We start from the raw sequence: 19,835 nt of genomic DNA on the forward strand, positions 1-19,835 counted from the left end.
ACCTATGTCACAGCTTGAACAAAGAGGTCCGCGCCATGAGCGATGAACTGCAAATCACCGACGTCCAGCTGGGCGACGGCAAGGAAGTGGTCAAGGGCGCCCTGATCACCACCCATTACATCGGGACGCTGGCCGATGGCAGCGTGTTCGACTCTTCCCACCAGCGCGGCAAGCCGTTCCAGTGCGTGATCGGCACCGGCCGCGTGATCAAGGGCTGGGATATCGGCCTGATGGGCATGAAGGTGGGCGGCAAGCGCAGGCTGTTCGTGCCGGCGCACCTGGGCTACGGCGAGCGCAGCGTCGGTTCGATCCCGCCGGGTTCGGACCTGCATTTCGAGATCGAAGTGCTGGAAGTGCTGACCCGCGACGATTGATCCGGGCGTCTTAATTCCGTAACACCTGCTGGTTACATTCACCTCAGCTTACGGATGAGCACCCCAAGGACAGAACCAATCGGGCCTGCTGCACTCTCAAGGACGCCCGTATCCAAGGAAGGAGCGACAGACAGGGATGCTCCGCGGCTTCGGCCGCGGGGCAGCACTGGCGGGTTGGTTCCATGTCTTTGTCCTAAGGGTTGATCATGAAGTTGCCCGCGATTTCTCCTTCGCGCCGTCAGGCGCTGCTCGGCTCCGTGCTTGTCGCTGGCGCCGCGCTCCTCGGATTCACCACCTTCGACAGTTTCGCCAGGCCGGTCGACGGCACCCAGACCCTGGTCTTCCTGCGCCATGCGGAAAAGCCCGGCGAAGGCCTCGGCCAGTTGAACTGCCAGGGCCTCAACCGCGCCCTCGATCTCGCCACCTTGCTGCCGGAGAAGTTCGGCAAGGCTGATTACGTGTTCGCCGCCGACCCCACCCGCGAAGTGGAAGAAGGCGCCAATGACGACAGCTACAGCTACCTGCGGCCGTTGATGACCATCAGCCCGAGCGCCATCAGGCTCGGCCTGCCGGTGAATATCGACTACGGCGCCAACGACACCAACGCCCTGGCCCGCGAGCTGACCAGCAACAAGTACCGCAACGCCACGGTGTACACCGCCTGGTCTCACGGCTATCTCCCGGAGCTGATCAACGCCGTGGCCGGCAAGGCGCTGGGGGAAGATCAGGTGATCAGCAGGGACTGGGAGAACAGCGATTTCGATTCGCTGTACGTGCTGACCCTGACCTGGCGCGATGGCAAGGCGACGATGCTCAGTCGCAACGTGAAGCAGGGGCTGGATGGCGGGGATGCGAGTTGTCCCGGTGCCGGGGTCTGACGCGGCCGGGTCGGGCCCGTCAGGCGATCATCCCGTGCAGTAGAAACGCCGTGAAGCGCCGTACCTCGGCCTTGTGCGCATCCAGGTCAGGCACCGCCTGGCTGCACAGGCGCAACAGCTGCAGGTGGCCGTAGTCGTTGAACAGGTACGCGGCATAGCCGGTGTCCAGGTCGGCGCGCAGCTTGCCGCTGTCGCGCAGGTCGTCGAGCAGCAGCGCCAGTTCCGCCACCAGGGCATCGTTGACCCGCTTGTAGACCTCCGGCACCTCGGTCTGGGTAGTGCCCAGCAGCGGCAGCAGGGGCGGCAGGATCTCGCGCCACAGCGGCGCGGGCAGCACGCCGAACGCGTACTCGGTCAGGCAATGCTCGAAATAGCAGATGGCATCCAGCGCCTCGGCGAATTCCGGTGCCCGCCGCCGTGCTTCGGCGACGGCGCGGTGATCCGCCTCGCGCAATTTCTCCAGAAGGATCTCCTGCTTGCTGCCGAAGTAGGCGAACACCGTAGGCACCGAAACCGCCGCCAGGCGGGCGATCTGCTCCATGGTGGTGGTCTGGTAGCCCTGCTGCTCGAACAGATCCAATGCCGTACGGCTGATGGCCTCGCGGCGCATTGCCTTTTGTTGTTCACGCAGTCCGCTCACCGCTACTCCTCGCTCTGGTCAGTCCCTGCCGGGGTGCCCGCCAGCATACCCGGAATTTCATTCGTAAAATAATTTTATTGACTAAAATATTTTTACGGATCAAGAATATTTCCACGCAAGCCATAGCCGATGTCTGCGCCAGGCACCTGCGTAACCACACCGGAAAACATGCTTTGCAGGCCCCTGCGCACGGGTCAGGGCGTTGTCTTGCCCGCCGCCAGGGATTCCTCGATCTGCCTACCCCCAACTACAACGACAATGGGAGCAGCAAGGATGACCCGATCCAGTCACACCTGGACGCTGTTGGTACTGACCGCCGTGATCGGCGAAAACGGCCATGCCGGCCAGACCTTCAGTGCCGGCGACCTCAATGGCGAATTCACCCTCGGCGTTGGTGCCGCCAGTATCGACGCGCGCCACGTCAACTTCGGCCTGGGTCGCATCGACCTACGCGACGGCTCCGTCGGTTCCGGGCGCAGCACCTGGCAGGAGGCCTACCTCAAGCCTGGCTTGACCCTGGACTACGCTTTCGCGCCCGACACCCGTCTGTTCGCCGGCGGCGCCTTGCTCGGGGCGCATACTTTCGGCGATGGCGATGCTGGCGGCTACACCCGCGGCGGCGACGGCCGGGTGGCGGTCGAGCAGGCCTATGCCGGGGTTCGCCACGACGACTGGACCTTTACCGCCGGCAAGCAGGACTTCATGGTCGGCAGCGGTTTCATCGTCATGGATGGCCACCTCGACATGTTCGATGACGGCGCCTACTGGCTTGGCCCGCGAACGGCGTTCCGCGACTCGGCGGTGCTCGCTTTCGGCCATGGCGACGTCGCCACCCAGGCCTTCAGCCTGCGTACCGACGACCATCTCGGCGACTTCCGCATGAACGGCCTGAACCTCGACTACCGGCCCGCCGACCAGGTCGACCTGGGGTTGATGGCGCTGCGCGTGGATGCCAGCGATCCCCATGCCAACCCGTTGCAACCGCGCGACGGCATGCAGGTGTACAACCTGCGGGCGCTGCAGGCCAGGGTGCCGGGCCTGGCCGACCTGACCCTGCACGGCGAATACGCGTTGCAGCGCGGCAGCGGCGCCGGTGTCGACTACCACGCCAGCGCCTGGTACGCCCAGGCCGACTACGCCTTCCCGGCGTTGCCGCTGCAACCGCTGCTCAGCTACCGCCATGCGCGTTTCTCCGGCGACGACGACCCCACCGACCACACCCAGGCCGCCTGGGATCCGCTGAGCAAGGGCTTCACTGGCTGGAGCACCTGGCTGATCGGCGACATCGTCGGCAACTACCTGCTCTACAACAGCAACGAACGGGTCGACCAATGGACCCTGCGTACCCAGTTGACCCCGACCCTGACCCTGGGCGGCATCCACTACCGCTTCAGCCTCGACGAAAAGCTGTTCAACGGCATGCCTGTCAGTGACCGGCGCTTCGCCAACGAGAACGTGGTGTTCCTCGACTGGCTGCCCACCCCGGCCATCGCTGCCTCGTTCGCCGTCAACTGGGCCCAGCCGCTGGGCGCCGCCCGCGAGCTCTATGGCAACGACGATTTCCGCACCCTGGCGATGTACGTCACCTACCGCTACTGACCCCCCCTTTTCTACAACAACGAGTTTTTTCTATGACTGCCGACCTGATCATCCACAACGCCCGCATCTACACCGTCGACCCCCACCGCCCCTGGGCGAGCGCCGTGGCCGTGGCCGGCGAACGCATCCTTGAAGTTGGCGACCAGGCCAGCGTGATGGCCCATGCCGGCGCCGGCACCCGGCTGATCGATGCCGGCGGCAAGCTGGTGCTGCCGGGCTTCGTCGAGTCGCACTGGCATTTCTCCACCACCGCCTTCGCCTTCCAGGCCTTCGTCAACCATGAAGACCCGAACCAGGTGCTGGCCTTGCTCAAGGAGTACGTCGACAGCCACCCCGAGGAAAAGGCCATTACCGGCATGGGCTGGATCCAGGCCTTGATGCCCGCCGAGGTGCTGCGTCGCGAAGTACTCGATGCCATCTGTCCCGACAAGCCGGTATGCCTGCTGTCCACCGACTACCACACCATGTGGGTCAACAGCTGCGCCTTGGAAATCGCCGGGATCGACCGTGATACCCCGCCGGTGGAAGAGGGCGCCAGCTGGTTCGAAAAGGACCCGCTCACTGGCGAGCCCACCGGGGTGATCGTCGATGGCGCCGCTTATTCGCTGCTCATGCAACGCCTGAGCGAAGCGGGCTATCTGCCGGTGGGTATCGACCTGTATCTGCGCTCGATCGCCCTGTGGCAGGAGAAGCTGGTCGCGGCGGGCATCACCACGGTGTTCGACGCCGGCTTCCTCGACCCCAGCGGCGACCAGACCCTGCTCTACGAAACCCTGCAGCAGTTGGAGCGGGAAGAGCGCCTCAAGCTGCGCGTGGTCGGCAGCTTCATCGACATGGGCACCGAGGCCGACCCGGTGGCCATCCTGCAGGACCTGCGCAGCCGCTACGACTCGCCGCTGGTCAAGGCCCAGGCGCTCAAGCTGATGCTCGACGGCACCGAGATGAACCACACCGCCTTCCTCCTCGAACCCTACTGCGACAAGCCCCACAGCTGTGGCTCGACGACCATGCCCGAAGCGGTGTTCGAGCGCCATGTGCGCAAGGCGGACGCCAATGGCATCGACGTCATGGTCCACGCTGTCGGTGATGGCGCGGTGCGCATGGCCCTGGACGTGTTCGAGCGCACCTATGCCGCCAACCCGCCGCGGGACCGCCGCCACGTCATCACCCATGCGTTCCTCACCCACCCGGACGACATCCCGCGTTTTCGCCGCATCGGCGTGATGGCCAACACCCAGTTGCAATGGGGCGTGGTCGACGCCTACGCCGAGGCCATCCAGAAGTCCTACGGCCACCAGCGCTGGGCCTCGATGTACAAGTTCCGCACCTTCATCGACCAGGGTGTCACCGTTTCGATCGGCATGGACGGCCTGGCCTGCCAGTGCCGCTGCCAGCACCGCCCGGTGGAGCATATCGAGTCCGGCCATACCCGCCAGTTGAGCGGCGAACCGAACGCGCCGGTGATGCCCGATGGCAACGAACGCCTGAGCATCCCGCAACTGATCGCTGCCTACACCCTCAACGGTGCCTACCAGTTGGGCCTGGAACGGGAGATCGGTTCGATCACCGCCGGCAAGCGCGCCGATATCATCATCCTCGAACAGGATCTGTTCGAACTGGAGCGCTACCAGATCGGCAAGACCGAGGTGGCCATGACCCTCATGAACGGACGCATCACCCACGACGCCGGTACCACCGGCCAGGCCTGACCCTGATCGACGCGGCCAGCCGGCCGCGTCTCCCGCTCCCGATGCCGGAACCGACCATGCACAACAACAATAAAGCCCTGCTCCTGCGTGCCGTCCTGATCTACATCGCCGCCACCTCGCTGATCATCATTGGCGTGCAACCCATCTTCATCGGCCTGCTGGCCGAGCGCCTGGACCTGGACCTGAGCCAGCAGGGCTGGATCCTCTCCATCGAAATGACTGGCTCCCTGCTCGGCAGCCTGCTGTTGCCGGCACTGGGCCGGCGCCTGTGCGGGCGCAACCTGTACCTGGGCGCGGCGCTGGCGGCGGCCTTGCTCAACCTGGCCAGCGCCGGCCTCGACAGCTACGGCGCGTTGCTGGCCTGTCGCTGCGCCTGCGGGATTGCCGCCGGCGTGCTGTACGCCGGCGCCATCAATGCCCTCGGCCGGCTGCCCGGGCAGGACCGCTCGTACGGCCTTTCGCTGCTGCTGCAAACGGCGATCTTCGCCCTCTACGCCACCAGCATGCCGCACCTGGCACAAGCCTATGGCGAGCGCTGGGCCATTGCCTCCATCGGCCTCTGGTTCGGCGTGATCCTGCTGGTCGCCCTGGTCATTCCCACCCATCTGCGCATCGGTGATTCGGCGCGCAGCGCCGGCGATGGTCTGGGCTCGGCGCTGATCGGGCGTTGCTCGCTGCTGGGCATGCTCTGCCTGCAACTGGCGATCTACAGCATCTGGGGATTCGTCGACCAGTTGGCGCGCGAGCGTGGCATCGATGCCGTCGACGTGGGCTGGGCTTTCGGCGTGGGCGTGCTGGGTGGCCTGCCGGGCGGGGCGCTGCCGAGCCTGCTGGGCGGCCGCGTCAGTCGTGGCCCGATGATCGGCCTTGGCTCGTTGCTGGTGTTGCTGTCCATCGTCATGCTGGCGCGCTACACCCACGATGCCGAAGACCTGTGTGCGGCGCTGTTCCTGATGAACCTCGGCTGGGTGCTGGCGCTGACCTACTACATGGGTGCGATCGCCACCAATGATCCGCGTGGGCAACTGACGCCGCTGGTGAGTGTGCTGCAGTCCGGCGCGTCGGCGGTGGCCCCGGCGTTCATTGCGCTGCTGCAGATGGGCAATGCCCGGGAGTCGATCTTCGTCACGGCCGGGGTGGCGGTGATGACCGGGTTTGCCCTGAAGTCGTTTGCCGGATGGGCTCAGCGTCACGGGAAACTGGAGAGGGCGGACTGAAAAAGACGAGGCGCAGATACCAGGGGAGATGACCCGGACGGGTCCTGGCAACGATTGTCGCGCCTCGCAAAATGCGGTTGCCGGCCTTGGATGTTCCGGCAACTCACCGTGGAACTACATACCTGAACCTCAGCGCCCGAAGCGCGCCGGCCAGCCGATCACGCGTTTTTCGCGGGGCGTGGCATAGGTGCGGCTCTTGGACGTGGACAGGCCCAGTTGCACCAGCGACTCGGCCATCTTCACCGCCGCGCTGACCCCGTCCACCACCGGCACGCCCGTGCGCTGGCGGATCTTCTCGTCCAGGCCGGCCATGCCGCCGCAGCCCAGGCAGATCACCTCGGCCTTGTCCTCGCGCACCGCCCGTTCCGCCTGCTCGACGATGGCTTCCAGGGCGCGCTCCGGCTGTTCTTCCAGCTCCAGCACGGCCATGCCGCTGGCCCGCACCGAGGCGCAGCGATCAAACAGGCCGGAGAGCTTGAGGCGGTCCTCGATCAGCGGCACGGTGCGGTCCAGGGTGGTGACCACCGAGTAGGCATGGCCGAGGTACATGGCGGTACTGGCGGCGGCATCGGTGATGTCCACCACCGGCACGTTCAACAACTCCTGCAGGCCTTCGCGGCCGTGTTCGCCGTAGCCGGCCTGGATCACCGCGTCGTAGGGGCCGTCGTAGGCCAGCACCCGGTCCATCACGGCGATGGCGGCCAGGTAGCTTTCGAAATTGCCTTCCACGGACTCTGCGCCGAAGTACGGGGTCAGGCCGATGATCTCGGTGCCCGGCGCGGCGACCGCCTGGGCTTCGCGGGCGATGGCCTCGGTAATGGCCTCGGTGGTGTTGACGTTGACGATCAGGATACGCATGGGGGTTCTCGCTAAGGCAGTGACGGCCCGGCAGTCCCGGGCCGAAAAAAGGACGATCAGTGGCTGACGCTGTCGACGGCGATGGATTCGCCGCTGACCTCGGCGTAGTGCCGGTTGCGCGGGGCCATGAGCAGGTAGATCAGGCCGGCGATGCCCGCGCCGATCATCCAGGAGAACGGCGCGATGGTTTCGAAGTTGGGCACCAGGGCCAGGACGATGGCCAGCAGCGCGGCCGGGATGAAGGCGGCGATGGCCCGTGGATTGATGCCACGACGGTAGTGGTAGGCGCCGTTTGAGTCCTCGCTGTAGAGCTCGGGCACGTTGACCCGGCCTTTGCGCACCAGCCAGTAGTCCACCATGATCACCCCGTACAGCGGGCCGAGCAGGGCGCCGAGGCCGGACAGGAAGTACATGATCACCAGCGGGCTGTTGTAGAGGTTCCACGGCAGGATCAGCACGGCGAGGGTGGCACTGATCATCCCGGCGCGGCGGAAATTCAGGACCCGCGGTGCCAGGTTGCTGAGGACGAAGGCCGGGGCGACGAAGTTGGCCATGATGTTCACCGCCACGGTGACGATCAGGAAGGCCAGGCAGCCGAGCACGAGGAAAAAGGTGCTGGGGATGCTGGCGATGATCTGCGTCGGACTGTCGATGATCTGGCCGTTGATCTTGAACTGCGCGCCGCACAGCAGCACGGAGATCACCGCGAAGGCCAGGATGTTCACCGGCAGGCCCCAGAAGTTGCCGGAGCGGATGGTCTTGCGGCACGGCGAGGAACGGGCGAAGTCGCAGAAGTTCAGCACCAGGGTGCCGTAGATCGCCAGCCACAGCGCGCCGCCGGCGAAGATGTTGTGCCACATGGCGGCCCCGGTCAGCGGTTCGCGCACCGACCAGGCGATGCTGAAGTCGGCCTGCACGTACATCCAACCGGCCAGGCAGGTGACGGTGAGCAGGATCACCGGCCCTGCGAAGGCTTCGTAGCGGCGCACCATCTCCATGCCGTAGGCGAGTATCACCAGTTGCACCAGCCAGATCGCCACGAAGCACACCCAGCCGAGGCTGGACAGGCCGAGGATCGAGTCCTGGTCATAGACGGCGAGGCTCGGGGCGACGGCGGTAAGCAGCACCCGCAGGACCACCGAGGCCAGGTAGGTCTGGATGCCGAACCAGGCGATGGCGATCACCGCGCGGATCAGCGCCGGGATCTGCGCGCCGTGGATGCCGAAGGCGATCCGGCTCATCACCGGGAACGGTACCCCGGTCTTCTGGCCCATGTAGCCGGACAGGTTCATGAAGAAGTACACCAGCGCCGCGCCGATCCCCAGCGACAGGAGGATCTGCCAGCCGCCCAGGCCCATGGCGTAGAGGCCCATGGCGAAGGAGTAGTTGGCGATGTTGTGCACATCGTTGGTCCACAGGGCGAAGATGCTGTAGCGGCCCCAGCGCCGCCCCTCGGCCTTGGTCGGGGCGAGGTCGTGGTTGTGCAGGCGGGGACTGAGGGTGACGGGTTGTTGCGGCTGCGTCGACGGTTCGGGGATAGACGAGGAGAAGTCCAGTTCTGTCTTGTTGTAGAGACTCATGCTCATTCCGGCGTGCTCCTGATACTCGTGGCGCGATGAGGCCTGGTCGATGAACCACGAGAACCAAATGGTTAGGGGCATTCCGCTACCCGGCGACGGCAGGTGGGCGGATCTGAAGTGTGCTCTGGATTCTTTTGAGTTGTATACAAAGCACGAGAGCACTAAAGCCAGATCCATGCCATGGGAAGTCTGTGCGTCGAGTCCTTATCTCATTGAACTTGCTAATAAATTTTGTAAGTAACTGAAATGGTGAATTTATAAATTGACCAATTAAACAGGTTTTATTTTTTCCGTTAGTTGAATTCTGATTAGTTGGTCAAGTTATTAATACGAAAGGATGTAACGATTTGGGGCGCGGGTTGTGGTGATTGCACACAAAAAAGGCACTTTAGGTTACATATTTGTATGCACTTTATGTTTGTGGGGGCTTTGGATTGGACACACCTGTATCTGCGGAAGGCGGATGTCAATCCATCGGCGGCAACCGTCGTTTCACCGGGGTCTTCTTGACGATCGCGGTGCTGGTCTCGGCATGGCTGTTGAGCTTGTCCAGCAAGGTGTCCAGCTGTTCCATCGAGCGCACGTGCAGGCGCGCGATGAAGCAATCGTCGCCGGTGACCTTGTCGCATTCGGTGAATTCCGGAATGGCGATGATCTGCCGTTCCACCTCATGCAACTGCCCCGGCAACGGGCGGATGCGCACGATGGCCTGCAACTGGTAGCCGAAGCTGCGGGCATCCACCTCCACCGTGTAACCCTTGAGCACCCCGCGTTCCTCCAGGCGCCGCAGGCGCTCGCTGACGCTGGGGGCGGACAATCCGGTGAGGCTGGCCAGCGCCTTCAGCGAGCGCCGCGAGTCCTCCATCAGGGCGTTGAGCAGCAGTTGGTCGATGGCATCGGTCATGGGAACACGCCTCGTCAGGTGGATTGATGAAATGGCCTTGATAACAAAGGTAGACGGACCTGCCAGCCTTGTTTATCCACTGGAATGACCCGGCAGACCATCGTCATACTCTGTCACATCTACTGGGAGGTGCGTGATGGACAATTCGCTGCGTCGCGGTTCGCTGGAAATGATCGGCGCCATGCTGATCTCCGGGACCATTGGCTGGTTCGTGCTGGTGTCCGGGCAACCGGTGCTGGATGTGGTGTTCTGGCGCTGTGTGTTCGGCGCCGCCACCTTGCTGGCGATCTGCGCGGCCATGGGCTTCCTGCGCCCGGGCCTGCTGACCCGTACCACCTTCCTGCTCGCCGTGCTCAGTGGCGTCGCCATCGTCGGCAACTGGGTGCTGCTGTTCGCCTCCTATTCGCGGGCGTCCATCGCCATCGGCACGGCGGTGTACAACGTCCAGCCGTTCATGCTGGTGGGCCTGGCGGCGCTGTTCCTCGGCGAGAAGATCACCGTGCCCAAACTGTTCTGGCTGGGGGTGTCCTTTGCCGGCATGCTGGCCATCGTCAGTGCCCATGGCAGCCAGGGCGAGAGCGGTGACGCCTACCTGCTGGGCATCGCCCTGGCCCTCGGCGCGGCGTTCCTCTATGCGCTGGCGGCGCTGGTCATCAAGCGCCTGAGCGGCACGCCGCCGCACCTGATCGCGCTGATCCAGGTGTGCACCGGGGTGTTGTTGCTGGCACCGTTCGCCAATGTCGGCGGTCTGCCGACCACCCAGGCGGAACTCGGCAGCCTGGTGACCCTGGGTATCGTCCACACCGGCCTGATGTACGTGCTGCTGTATGGCGCGATCCAGAAACTGCCGACGGCCCTGACCGGCGCGCTGTCGTTCATCTATCCGATCGCGGCCATCGCGGTGGACTGGGCGGCGTTCGGGCACCGCCTGGAAGCGCTGCAATGGCTGGGCGTGGCGGCCATCCTGCTGGCGGCTGCCGGCATGCAGCGGGGCTGGTGGTTCAAATCCGCTGCCCGCGCGAGCGATGCAAAAGCGTAGAATGCGCCGCTTTAGCTCGCCGAAAACCCGCCATGACCGCTGCCATCGAAACCCTGCATCAACACCTGCTCACCGCCCTGAACCCGCCGCCGAACGAAACCCGGCGGCTGTTCCATGGCCGCGGGCGTTGCTGGCCGGGGCTGGAGCAGATCACCGTGGACTGGTTGCAGGGCGTGCTGCTGGTGGCGCTGTTCCGCGAGCCGCCCGAAGGGCAACTGGAGGAACTGCAAGCCATGCTGCGTGGCTTGGCCCCGGGCGACATGGCCGTGCTGATCCAGCACCGCTACCTGCCGGACAGTCCCGGTTACTGGCTGCTCGGCGAGCCGTGCGCGCACAAGGTGATCGAGGAAGACGGCCTGCGCTACCAGCTGGACCTGGGCATGAAGCAGAACAATGGCCTGTTCCTCGACATGCGCCATGGCCGCCGCTGGGTGCGCGAACAGGCGGCGGGCAAGCGGGTGCTCAACCTGTTCGCCTACACCTGCGGTTTCTCGGTGGCGGCGATTGCCGGTGGAGCGGAGCATGTGGTCAACCTGGACATGTCCAGGGCCGCCCTGGCGCGAGGGCGCGATAACCACCGGCTCAATGGCCATGATCTGGGCCGGGTCGGCTTCCTTGGCCACGAGCTGTTCAAGTCCTGGGGCAAGGTGCGCAAGTCCGGGCCCTACGACCTGATCATCATCGACCCGCCGAGTTTCCAGAAGGGCAGCTTTGCCCTGACCCAGGACTACGCGAAGATCCTTCGGCGCCTGCCGGAGTTGCTGAGTGACGGCGGCACGGTGCTGGCCTGTGTGAACGATCCGGGGATCGGGGCGCAGTTCCTGATCGACGGGATGGCGGAGCAGGCGCCCGGGCTGAAGTTCATCGAGCGCCTGGAGAATCCGCCGGAGTTTCCCGAGGTGGAGGTGGGCGGGGGGCTCAAGGCTCTGGTATTCCGCTAGGCACATGGCTGGTTGATTCAGTGCGGACCTTGTGGGAGCGGGTTCACCCGCGATTGCAATGGTGGATTCACTATCGTAATCGCGGGTGAACCCGCTCCCACAAGGTGTGCGTGTCAGGCGCTGGTACTACCCAACCTCTGCGACACTGGATTGACCTGCGCAAAACTCACCTCGTCGGTCTGGTCCACCAGCTTCTTCAAGCGCTCGTTGAACGCCCGGTTCACCGCATACTGCCCGCCCGAAGTGGTCCTGAACTGCGCCGTCAACGTCATGCCATTGAGGTTCATGCTGTCCACCCCGAACACCTGCAACGGGCCCTGCAGGTTGTGCCTCAGGATCGGATCCTCGCTGATCGACTGCCCCGCCTCGCGAATCAGCTTCAGCGCGGCATCCACATCCGACTCATAGCTGAACTGCACCGAGAAGAAGGCATAGGCAAACTGCCGTGACTGGTTGGTGACCGCCTTGATCTGGCCGAACGGCACCGAGTGCACGAAGCCCTTGCCGTCGCGCAGGCGCAGGGTGCGGATGGTCAGGCTTTCCACGGTGCCGGCATGCCCTGAGTCGAGCACCACCCAGTCGCCGATGGCGATGGTGTCCTCGATCAGGATGAACAGCCCGGTGATCACGTCCTGCACCAGTTGCTGCGAACCGAAGCCGATGGCCAGGCCGACTACCCCGGCACCGGCGAGGAACGGCGCGACGTTGATCCCCAGGTTGGCCATGGTGGTGATGGTGCAGATCACCACCAGCACCACCTTGGTGGCGTTGCGTAGCATCGGCAGGATGGTCCGCGTGCGGGTGCTCGGCTGGCGCGAGCTGCGTCGCCCGGGCGTGGGCTTGAGCGCTTCCTGGATGGCGGTGTCGATCACCACCCAGAGCAGCCAGGTCACCAGCAGGATCAGGCCGATGCTGCTCAACGAATCGCTGATCGCCCGGCCGAAGCTGTTGCGCAGGGCGAAGTCCAGCACCGAGAAGCCCCAGATGCGCCCGAGCAGTTCGATGAAGGCCACCGCCATGGCGATGCGCAGCAGGGCGTGGGCCAGGCTGTAGAGCAGCTCCTTGTAGGGCCGCAGGCGCTGCTCGGGGTTGCGCGGCGGGTTGAGGAAATGCTGCAGGGTGATGCTGAGGAACACCCCGCCGATCAGCAGGATGGTGGTGAGCAGGGCCTTTTGCAGGGCGCGCTGGCTTTCTTCGCCGGCGCCGATCAGGTTGATCGCCGAGACCAGGATCATCATCAGGATCGGCAGGTACCAGATGGCCGAGAAGATCCGCAGGGTCTCCTGCACCGCGCGGTGTTGCAGGCGGTCCTTGAGGCTGCGGTTGCGGATCAGGTGCGCCACCGGCCGGCGCGAGCGCAGCACCACCACGGCGAAGGCCAGGGTCGCCAGCAGGCCGGTGAGCACGGCGATGCTGCTGGTCAGGTTGCCGCCCAGTTGCCGCGAGATCTGCGGGCTGGTCAGGGCGTCGCTCCAGGCGGCGAGAAAGCCGATCAGGAACAGCGGCCGGGGAGCGGCCTCGCGGATGATGCGCACCGCCGTGCGCTTGTGGCCGGCGTCGAACAGGGTGATCAGGCACAGGATGAGGGTGGTCGAGAAGATCCCGCTGCTGGTGGCATAGGCCAGGCTCATGCCCAGGGCGCGTCCCACCGAGGGGTCCAGCTGGCGACTGACGAACAGCGCGGCGGGCAGGCTGGCGATGGCCGGCAGGGTGTAGGGCAGCAGGTAGCCGAGGAGTTTCTGCGGCCTTGGCCGGTTGCGCAGCAGCCGGCTGCGCTGGCTGGCGCGGGCGGCGAGGCGGCCGAGGTAGAACAGCACGGCGAAGCTGCCGGCCCAGGTGGCGGTGAGGATCAGGAAGTCGCCGGTCATCGCCAGCAGATCACCGGCGTCGTGGCGGGCCACCAGCTGGTTGGCCTCGTTGGCCGCGCGGTCGGTACGCAGGCGCCAGCTGTCGAGCAGGTGGTGATCGATATCGAGTTCGTCGGAGACGCTGTCCAGGCCGCTGGCCAGGGTCCCGAGCAGGCCGCCCTGGACCACGGGCTCGGGTTCGGCGGGCTTGTCTTCGGTGACGGCGGCCAGTGGACCGGCCAGGGCCTGCCAGCTCAGCAGGCTGCACAACAGGAGGGTGAGCAGGGGGCGGATCACGGGATACTCCTTTGGCCGTGGGGTGACGGAAAGGGTAGACAATGATCTTCAGGGTTTTTCTGCGAGGGATGTGCAATCTGTGAGGGCCCTATCGCTGGCTTGCCAGCGATGAGGCCCTGAAGTCAGGCCCCGTTGGGAGACTTACTTGCCGGTATAGATCTGGTCGAAGATGCCGCCATCGTTGAAGTGGGTCTTCTGCACCGTGCGCCAGTCACCGAAGGTCTTCTCCACCGAAAGGAATTCCACTTTCGGGAAACGATCGGTGTACTTGGCCAGGACCTTCTCGTCACGCGGGCGCAGGTAGTTGGCTGCGGCGATTTCCTGGGCTTCCGGCGACCACAGGTACTTCAGGTATTCCTCGGCGGTGGCGCGGCTGCCTTTCTTGTCGACCACCTTGTCCACCACGCTCACCGGTGGCTCGGCCTCGGCGGATACGCTCGGGTAGATCACTTCGAACTGGTCGCGACCGAACTCACGGGCGATCATCTCGGCCTCGTTCTCGAAGGTCACCAGCACGTCGCCGATCTGGTTGGTCATGAAGGTGGTGGTGGCGGCACGGCCACCGGTGTCCAGCACCGGCGCCTGCTTGAACAGCTTGCCGACGAAGTCCTTGGCCTTGGCTTCGTCGCCGCCGGTCTTCAGTACGTAGCCCCAGGCGGAGAGGTAGGTGTAGCGGCCGTTACCCGAGGTCTTCGGGTTGGGCACGATCACCTGCACGCCATCCTTGAGCAGGTCCGGCCAGTCCTTCAGGGCCTTGGGGTTGCCCTTGCGCACGATGAACACGGTGGCCGAGGTGAACGGCGCACTGTTGTTCGGCAGGCGGGTGACCCAGTTGTCCGGGACCAGCTTGCCGTTGTCGGCCAGGGCGTTGATGTCGGTGGCCATGTTCATGGTGATGACATCGGCCGGCAGGCCGTCGATCACGGCGCGGGCCTGCTTGCTCGAACCGCCGAAGGACATCTGGATGTTGATCTTCTCTTTGTGCTCGGCTTCCCAGTGCTTCTGGAAGGCTGCGTTGTAGTCCTTGTAGAAGTCGCGCATCACGTCGTAGGAGACGTTCAGCAGCGGAGCAGGAGCGGCCTGGGCAAAGCTGCCCACGGCCAGGCTCGCGGCAAGAAGCGAGGCACCAAAGAGTTTTTTCACTGTGCATTCCTTGTTGGCATTGAAGTTAAAAGCATTGTGCCAGCGACTATAGCCAAACGCCGCTTAGGCACAAAAAGATTAAAAAGTACTGTGCTTATTCCAGCTTCTTGAACAACGCATTGCCGCAGCGCGAACAGAAGGCGGCGCCGTGTTCGTGGCTGCCCTTGCGGCACACCGGGCAATCATGGCGCAGTTGCTCGCCGCGCATGGCGTTGGCCAGCTCGGCGGTAAAGATACCGGTGGGCACGGCGATGATCGAGTAGCCGGTGATCATCACCAGGGAGGAAATCACCTGGCCCAGTGGCGTCTTCGGCACGATGTCGCCGAAGCCCACGGTGGTCAGGGTGACGATGGCCCAGTAGATGCCCTTGGGGATGCTGGTGAAACCATGCTCGGGGCCTTCGACCACGTACATCAGGGTGCCGAACACGGTGACCAGGGTCGACACGCTGACCAGGAACACGATGATCTTCTGCTTGCTGCCGCGCAGGGCATCGAGCAGGTAGTGGGCCTGCTTGAGGTAGGGGCTGAGCTTGAGCACGCGGAAGATCCGCAGCATGCGGATGACGCGGATGATCAGCAGGTACTGGGCGTCGCTGTAGTACAGGGCGATGATCCCCGGGACGATGGCCAGCAGGTCGACCAGGCCGTAGAAGCTGAAGGCGTAGCGCAACGGCCTGGGCGAGCAGTACAGGCGCAGCAGGTATTCGACCAGGAAGATGGCGGTGAAACCCCACTCTATGCCCGCCAGCAGGCCGGCGTAGCTCTGGTGCACCTCGTCGATGCTGTCGAGGATCACGGTGATCAGGCTGGCGAGGATGATCAGCAGCAGGATCTTGTCGAAGCGCCGTCCGGCGACGGTATCGGTTTGAAAGACGATGACATAGAGCCTTTCGCGCAGGCTCTGCGGGTTTTCCATGGGGGATGTGGTTCCAGGCGGGTGGTGTTGCGAAGCCTAGGGGGGGATCCGGCAGTTGTGCAAGTCGGCAAAACCGACGCGTAACCCTGTGGGAGCGGGTTCACCCGCGATTGCGTCAGTGAATTCACTACCGTCATCGCGGGTAAACCCGCTCCTACAGGGGGATGCGTCAACCTTGGATATAGCGGTTCTGCACGCCCAGCCGCACCAGCCAGCAAGCCACGATGAACGGCGCGGTCAGCCCCGGAACCGGCAGCAGGTTGAACAGAGGCTGCACCGCGATCGCCAGGACGATCGCCAGCAGTGGCTTCCACGGCTGCGCGCGGGTGCCGCTGAAGGCGAGGGCCGCCAGGGCGGCATTGAAGCCGTACAGCCCCATGTAGGCCGCCGTGGCTTCACCACCGAGCAGCGCGACACTGCCGCCGATGGCTGCGCCAACGAAGGCCCAGGCCGCCGCATAGCGATCCGACAACAGCAAGCCCAAGGCAATCAGCATCCCCGCCAGCGGTTGATCGAGCAGGAAGATCTGCCCCAGCCCTCGCGCCAGTGCATCCAGCGCACTGGCCGGTACCGGCGTGTTGGCCGTCGCCGCAGGCTCGGCCACCAGCAACAACGCCCAGCCCGCCAGCACGAAGGGCAGGGTATAGGCCGGCAGCAACACCGACCCGCCACGCTTGAGCCATTGGTGCACGAGCATGCTGCTGAGCCCGGCGGCGGCGATGATCAGCGGCAACAGCAGCGGCGACCACGGCAGCAGGTAGCTGAACAACACGCCGATCAGCACGCCGTTGTAGCTGTACAGCCCGGCCTGGCGGTCGGCGCGGTCGTAGCCGCGGCGCTGCGCGGTGAGCAGCCCGGCGAGGGCGCCCAGCAGCGCGCCGCCGATCAGGTCGGGAGCGGTGATGAGGATGGCCAGCAGGCAACAGAGGCCGCACAGCGGATTACGCTGCAGCAGCACCTGGCTGAAGCCGTTGAGCAAGGCAGTAGCCCAGTCCGGGCACGGGTTTACGAAATTCTTGGTGTACATGGCAGTAGGTCTGAAGTGGAGTGGGTCGCCTCTTTGGACGAATCTTTTCCCACGGTTAAGGGCACAGCTTTTTGGTCTTCTGGATCGCAGGGCACGCTGGCGGCCATGGCTTCACGCGGATGAAGCGACGGCCGCAGGCCTGCCCCGCGAAAGGGTCAAAGCAGGGTTTCGATACGCAGCGAATTAGTCGATCCCGGCTGGCCAAAAGGCACACCGGCGGTGATCAGCAGCGTGTCGCCGCGGTTGGCCATGCCCTGGGCCTGGGCGATTTCCAGCGCGGTGGAGCAGACTTCGTCGACCTGGCGCAGGCGGTCGTTGACCACCGAGTGCACGCCCCAGACCACGCTCAGACGCCGCGCGGTGACCAGGTTCGGGGTCAGGTTGAGGATCGGCGCCCGTGGCCGCTCGCGGGAGGCGCGCAGGGTCGAGTTGCCGGATTCGCTGTAGTTGACCAGCACCGCCACCGGGAGGATGCCGCTGATGCGGCGGATGGCGCAGCTGATGGCGTCGGACACGGTGGCCTCGGCCTTCGGCCGGCCGACATCGAGCTGGGTCTGGTAGTCCGGGCCGGACTCCACCTGGCGGATGATCTTGCTCATCATCTGCACGGCTTCCAGCGGGTAGTCGCCGGAGGCGGTTTCCGCCGACAGCATCACCGCATCGGCGCCTTCGGCTACGGCGTTGGCGACATCGGTCACCTCGGCGCGGGTCGGTGCCGGGGAGAAGCGCATCGACTCCAGCATCTGCGTCGCGACAACTACCGGCCGGCCAAGCTGGCGGCAGGTGGCGATGATGTTCTTCTGGATCTGCGGCACGGCTTCGGCCGGCACTTCCACGCCCAGGTCACCGCGGGCGACCATGATCGCGTCGCTCAGCTCGGCGATCTCGCGCAGCTGGGTGACCGCAGAAGGCTTCTCGATCTTGGCCATGAGGAAGGCGCGGTCGCCGATCAACTGGCGCGCTTCGACGATGTCCTCGGGACGCTGCACGAACGACAGCGCCACCCAGTCCACGCCCAGTTCCAGGCCGAAGGTCAGGTCGCGGCGGTCCTTGGCGGTCAGCGGGCTGAGGTCCAGCACGGCCTGCGGCACGTTCACGCCCTTGCGGTCGGACAGTTCGCCGCCGTTGAGCACTTCGGTGTCGATGGCGTCGGCGTGCTTGGTGGTCACCCGCAGGCGCAGGCGGCCGTCATCCACCAGCAGGTCCATGCCCGCTTCCAGCGCGGCGATGATCTCCGGGTGCGGCAGGTTGACCCGGGTGGCGTCGCCCGGGGTCGGATCGAGGTCCAGGCGCAGGGCCTGGCCGCGCTTGAGCATGACCTTGCCTTCGGCCAGGCGGCCGACCCGCAGTTTCGGACCCTGCAGGTCCATGAGGATGCCCAGCGGGTAGTTCAGCTGGCTTTCCACCTCGCGGATCCACTGGTAGCGCATGGCGTGGTCTTCATGTTCGCCGTGGCTGAAGTTGAGGCGGAAGATGTTGACCCCGGCTTCCACGAGCGTGCGAACGTCGTCGATGCCTTTGATCGCTGGGCCGAGGGTGGCGAGGATTTTGACTTTTTTGTCAGGCGTCATGTTGGGCAGTCTCAAGAATGAGGATGGCGCGGAAATCGTTGACGTTGGTCCGGGTCGGCTCGGTGACGATCAGCGAGTCGAGCGCGGCGAAGTAGCCATAGCCGTTGTTGTTGTCCAGCTCGTCCGACGCCGACAGGCCCAGGGCCTGGGCGCGGGCGTAGCTGTCCGGGGTCATGATGGCGCCGGCGTTGTCTTCCGAGCCGTCGATGCCGTCGGTGTCGCCGGCCAGGGCGTACACGCCCGGCAGGCCCTTGAGGCTTTCGGTGAGGCTGAGGAGGAACTCGGCGTTGCGTCCGCCACGGCCATTGCCGCGGACGGTCACCGTGGTTTCACCGCCGGACAGGATCACGCAAGGCGCCGGCAGTGGCTGGCCGTGCAGTACCACCTGGCGGGCGATGCCGGCGTGGACCTTGGCCACTTCCCGCGATTCGCCTTCGAGGTCGCCGAGGATCAGCGGGCTGAAGCCGGCTTGCCGGGCTTTCACCGCGGCGGCTTCCAGCGACTGCTGGGGCCGGGCGATCAGCTGGAAGTGGCTGCGGGCCAGGGCCGGGTCGTCGGCCTTGACGGTTTCCGAGGCCGGGTTGTTGAGCCAGTCGATCACCGCCTTCGGCGCTTCGATGTTGTAGCGCTTGAGGATGGCCAGGGCTTCGGCGGAGGTGCTCGGGTCGGCCACGGTCGGGCCGGACGCGATCACCGTGGCGAGATCGCCAGGGACATCGGATATCGCGTAGGTGTACACGGTGGCCGGCCAGCAGGCCTTGGCCAGGCGGCCGCCCTTGATCGCCGAGAGGTGCTTGCGCACGCAGTTCATCTCGCCGATGGTGGCGCCGGACTTGAGCAGGGCCTTGTTGATCTGCTGCTTGTCGGCCAGGGTCAGGCCTTCGGCAGGCAGGGCCAGCAGCGCCGAGCCACCGCCGGAGAGCAGGAAGATCACCCGGTCGTCGGCGCTCAGGTCGCTGACCATTTCCAGCACACGCTTGGCCACGGCCAGGCCGGCGGCGTCAGGGACGGGGTGGGCGGCTTCCACCACCTCGATCTTTGAGCAGCTGGCACCGTGGCCGTAGCGGGTCACCACCAGGCCGCGGACTTCGCCTTGCCAGGCGCGCTCGACCACTTCGGCCATGGCCGCGGCGGCCTTGCCGGCGCCGATGACGATCACCCGGCCAGTGCGGTCGGCGGGCAGGTGGGCTTCGAGGACCTGACGCGGGTGCGCGGCATCGATGGCCGTGGCGAACAGGTCGCGGAGAAATTGTTGCGGATCGACCGACATCTCAGGCCTCCAAATCTTATTG

The 19,835-nt window shown here is 65.1% G+C and carries 17 protein-coding genes; 7 read left to right on the plus strand and 10 right to left on the minus strand.

Annotated elements, in window-relative coordinates; all coding sequences use genetic code 11:
* Positions 1 to 35: 35 nt before the first annotated feature.
* Positions 36 to 374 carry an FKBP-type peptidyl-prolyl cis-trans isomerase gene (locus V0R59_RS00515; RefSeq protein ID WP_330076928.1) on the plus strand — a complete coding sequence of 113 codons (339 nt, stop codon included), beginning with the start codon at positions 36 to 38 and terminating at the stop codon, positions 372 to 374.
* Positions 375 to 580: 206 nt separating this feature from the next.
* A complete protein-coding gene (locus tag V0R59_RS00520; protein WP_330076929.1) occupies positions 581 to 1,252 on the plus strand; it encodes a histidine phosphatase family protein in 672 nt (223 codons plus the stop codon).
* Between the two features lie 19 nt (positions 1,253 to 1,271).
* Here V0R59_RS00520 and V0R59_RS00525 read toward each other — a convergent pair whose 3' ends face one another.
* Positions 1,272 to 1,892 carry a TetR/AcrR family transcriptional regulator gene (locus V0R59_RS00525; RefSeq protein WP_330076930.1) on the minus strand — a complete coding sequence of 207 codons (621 nt, stop codon included), beginning with the start codon at positions 1,890 to 1,892 and terminating at the stop codon, positions 1,272 to 1,274.
* 273 nt (positions 1,893 to 2,165) lie between these two features.
* Between V0R59_RS00525 and V0R59_RS00530 the strand changes: the two genes are divergently transcribed.
* Genes V0R59_RS00530 through V0R59_RS00540 form a run of 3 tightly spaced genes read left to right on the plus strand, consistent with a single transcriptional unit; the run spans position 2,166 to position 6,417 of the window.
* Complete coding sequence (locus V0R59_RS00530; RefSeq protein WP_330076931.1) at positions 2,166 to 3,491, plus strand: alginate export family protein; 1,326 nt, start codon at positions 2,166 to 2,168, stop codon at positions 3,489 to 3,491.
* A 32-nt stretch (positions 3,492 to 3,523) separates the two neighbouring features.
* Positions 3,524 to 5,200, plus strand: coding sequence for an amidohydrolase (locus tag V0R59_RS00535; protein ID WP_330076932.1), 1,677 nt, complete (start codon positions 3,524 to 3,526; stop codon positions 5,198 to 5,200).
* A gap of 56 nt (positions 5,201 to 5,256) precedes the next feature.
* Entirely contained in the window at positions 5,257 to 6,417 is a 1,161-nt protein-coding gene (locus V0R59_RS00540) for an MFS transporter (protein ID WP_330076933.1), read from the plus strand.
* Positions 6,418 to 6,546: 129 nt separating this feature from the next.
* Here V0R59_RS00540 and V0R59_RS00545 read toward each other — a convergent pair whose 3' ends face one another.
* From V0R59_RS00545 to V0R59_RS00555, 3 genes are all read right to left on the minus strand, one after another.
* A complete protein-coding gene (locus tag V0R59_RS00545) occupies positions 6,547 to 7,275 on the minus strand; it encodes an aspartate/glutamate racemase family protein (protein ID WP_330076934.1) in 729 nt (242 codons plus the stop codon).
* A gap of 56 nt (positions 7,276 to 7,331) precedes the next feature.
* Positions 7,332 to 8,861, minus strand: a complete 1,530-nt coding sequence (locus V0R59_RS00550) for an NCS1 family nucleobase:cation symporter-1 (RefSeq protein ID WP_375547407.1) — start codon at positions 8,859 to 8,861, stop codon at positions 7,332 to 7,334.
* A 460-nt stretch (positions 8,862 to 9,321) separates the two neighbouring features.
* Positions 9,322 to 9,759, minus strand: a complete 438-nt coding sequence (locus tag V0R59_RS00555; RefSeq protein ID WP_316918792.1) for an Lrp/AsnC family transcriptional regulator — start codon at positions 9,757 to 9,759, stop codon at positions 9,322 to 9,324.
* A 136-nt stretch (positions 9,760 to 9,895) separates the two neighbouring features.
* Between V0R59_RS00555 and V0R59_RS00560 the strand changes: the two genes are divergently transcribed.
* Both V0R59_RS00560 and V0R59_RS00565 read left to right on the plus strand, forming a co-directional pair.
* Positions 9,896 to 10,798, plus strand: coding sequence for a DMT family transporter (locus tag V0R59_RS00560; RefSeq protein ID WP_330076935.1), 903 nt, complete (start codon positions 9,896 to 9,898; stop codon positions 10,796 to 10,798).
* 32 nt (positions 10,799 to 10,830) lie between these two features.
* Positions 10,831 to 11,739, plus strand: coding sequence for a class I SAM-dependent methyltransferase (locus tag V0R59_RS00565; protein WP_330076936.1), 909 nt, complete (start codon positions 10,831 to 10,833; stop codon positions 11,737 to 11,739).
* A 113-nt stretch (positions 11,740 to 11,852) separates the two neighbouring features.
* Here V0R59_RS00565 and V0R59_RS00570 read toward each other — a convergent pair whose 3' ends face one another.
* The 6 genes from V0R59_RS00570 to V0R59_RS00595 form a co-directional block, all read right to left on the minus strand.
* Positions 11,853 to 13,883 carry a mechanosensitive ion channel family protein gene (locus V0R59_RS00570; RefSeq protein ID WP_330074132.1) on the minus strand — a complete coding sequence of 677 codons (2,031 nt, stop codon included), beginning with the start codon at positions 13,881 to 13,883 and terminating at the stop codon, positions 11,853 to 11,855.
* A gap of 141 nt (positions 13,884 to 14,024) precedes the next feature.
* On the minus strand, positions 14,025 to 15,026 hold the full coding sequence (locus V0R59_RS00575; protein ID WP_330074133.1) for a sulfate ABC transporter substrate-binding protein: 1,002 nt from the start codon (positions 15,024 to 15,026) through the stop codon (positions 14,025 to 14,027).
* A gap of 94 nt (positions 15,027 to 15,120) precedes the next feature.
* Entirely contained in the window at positions 15,121 to 15,945 is an 825-nt protein-coding gene (locus tag V0R59_RS00580) for an ion transporter (RefSeq protein WP_330074134.1), read from the minus strand.
* Positions 15,946 to 16,114: 169 nt separating this feature from the next.
* On the minus strand, positions 16,115 to 16,972 hold the full coding sequence (locus V0R59_RS00585) for an urea transporter (RefSeq protein WP_330074135.1): 858 nt from the start codon (positions 16,970 to 16,972) through the stop codon (positions 16,115 to 16,117).
* Between the two features lie 155 nt (positions 16,973 to 17,127).
* Positions 17,128 to 18,543 carry a pyruvate kinase gene (gene pyk / locus V0R59_RS00590; RefSeq protein WP_330074136.1) on the minus strand — a complete coding sequence of 472 codons (1,416 nt, stop codon included), beginning with the start codon at positions 18,541 to 18,543 and terminating at the stop codon, positions 17,128 to 17,130.
* Positions 18,533 to 19,813: a glycerate kinase type-2 family protein gene (locus tag V0R59_RS00595; protein WP_330074137.1), complete on the minus strand. Its 1,281-nt coding sequence runs from the start codon at positions 19,811 to 19,813 to the stop codon at positions 18,533 to 18,535. The genes pyk and V0R59_RS00595 overlap by 11 nt, the downstream gene beginning before the upstream one ends.
* Positions 19,814 to 19,835: the final 22 nt, after the last annotated feature.

Source organism: Pseudomonas ulcerans (genome assembly GCF_036324125.1).
Taxonomy (GTDB): Bacteria; Pseudomonadota; Gammaproteobacteria; order Pseudomonadales; family Pseudomonadaceae; genus Aquipseudomonas; species Aquipseudomonas ulcerans.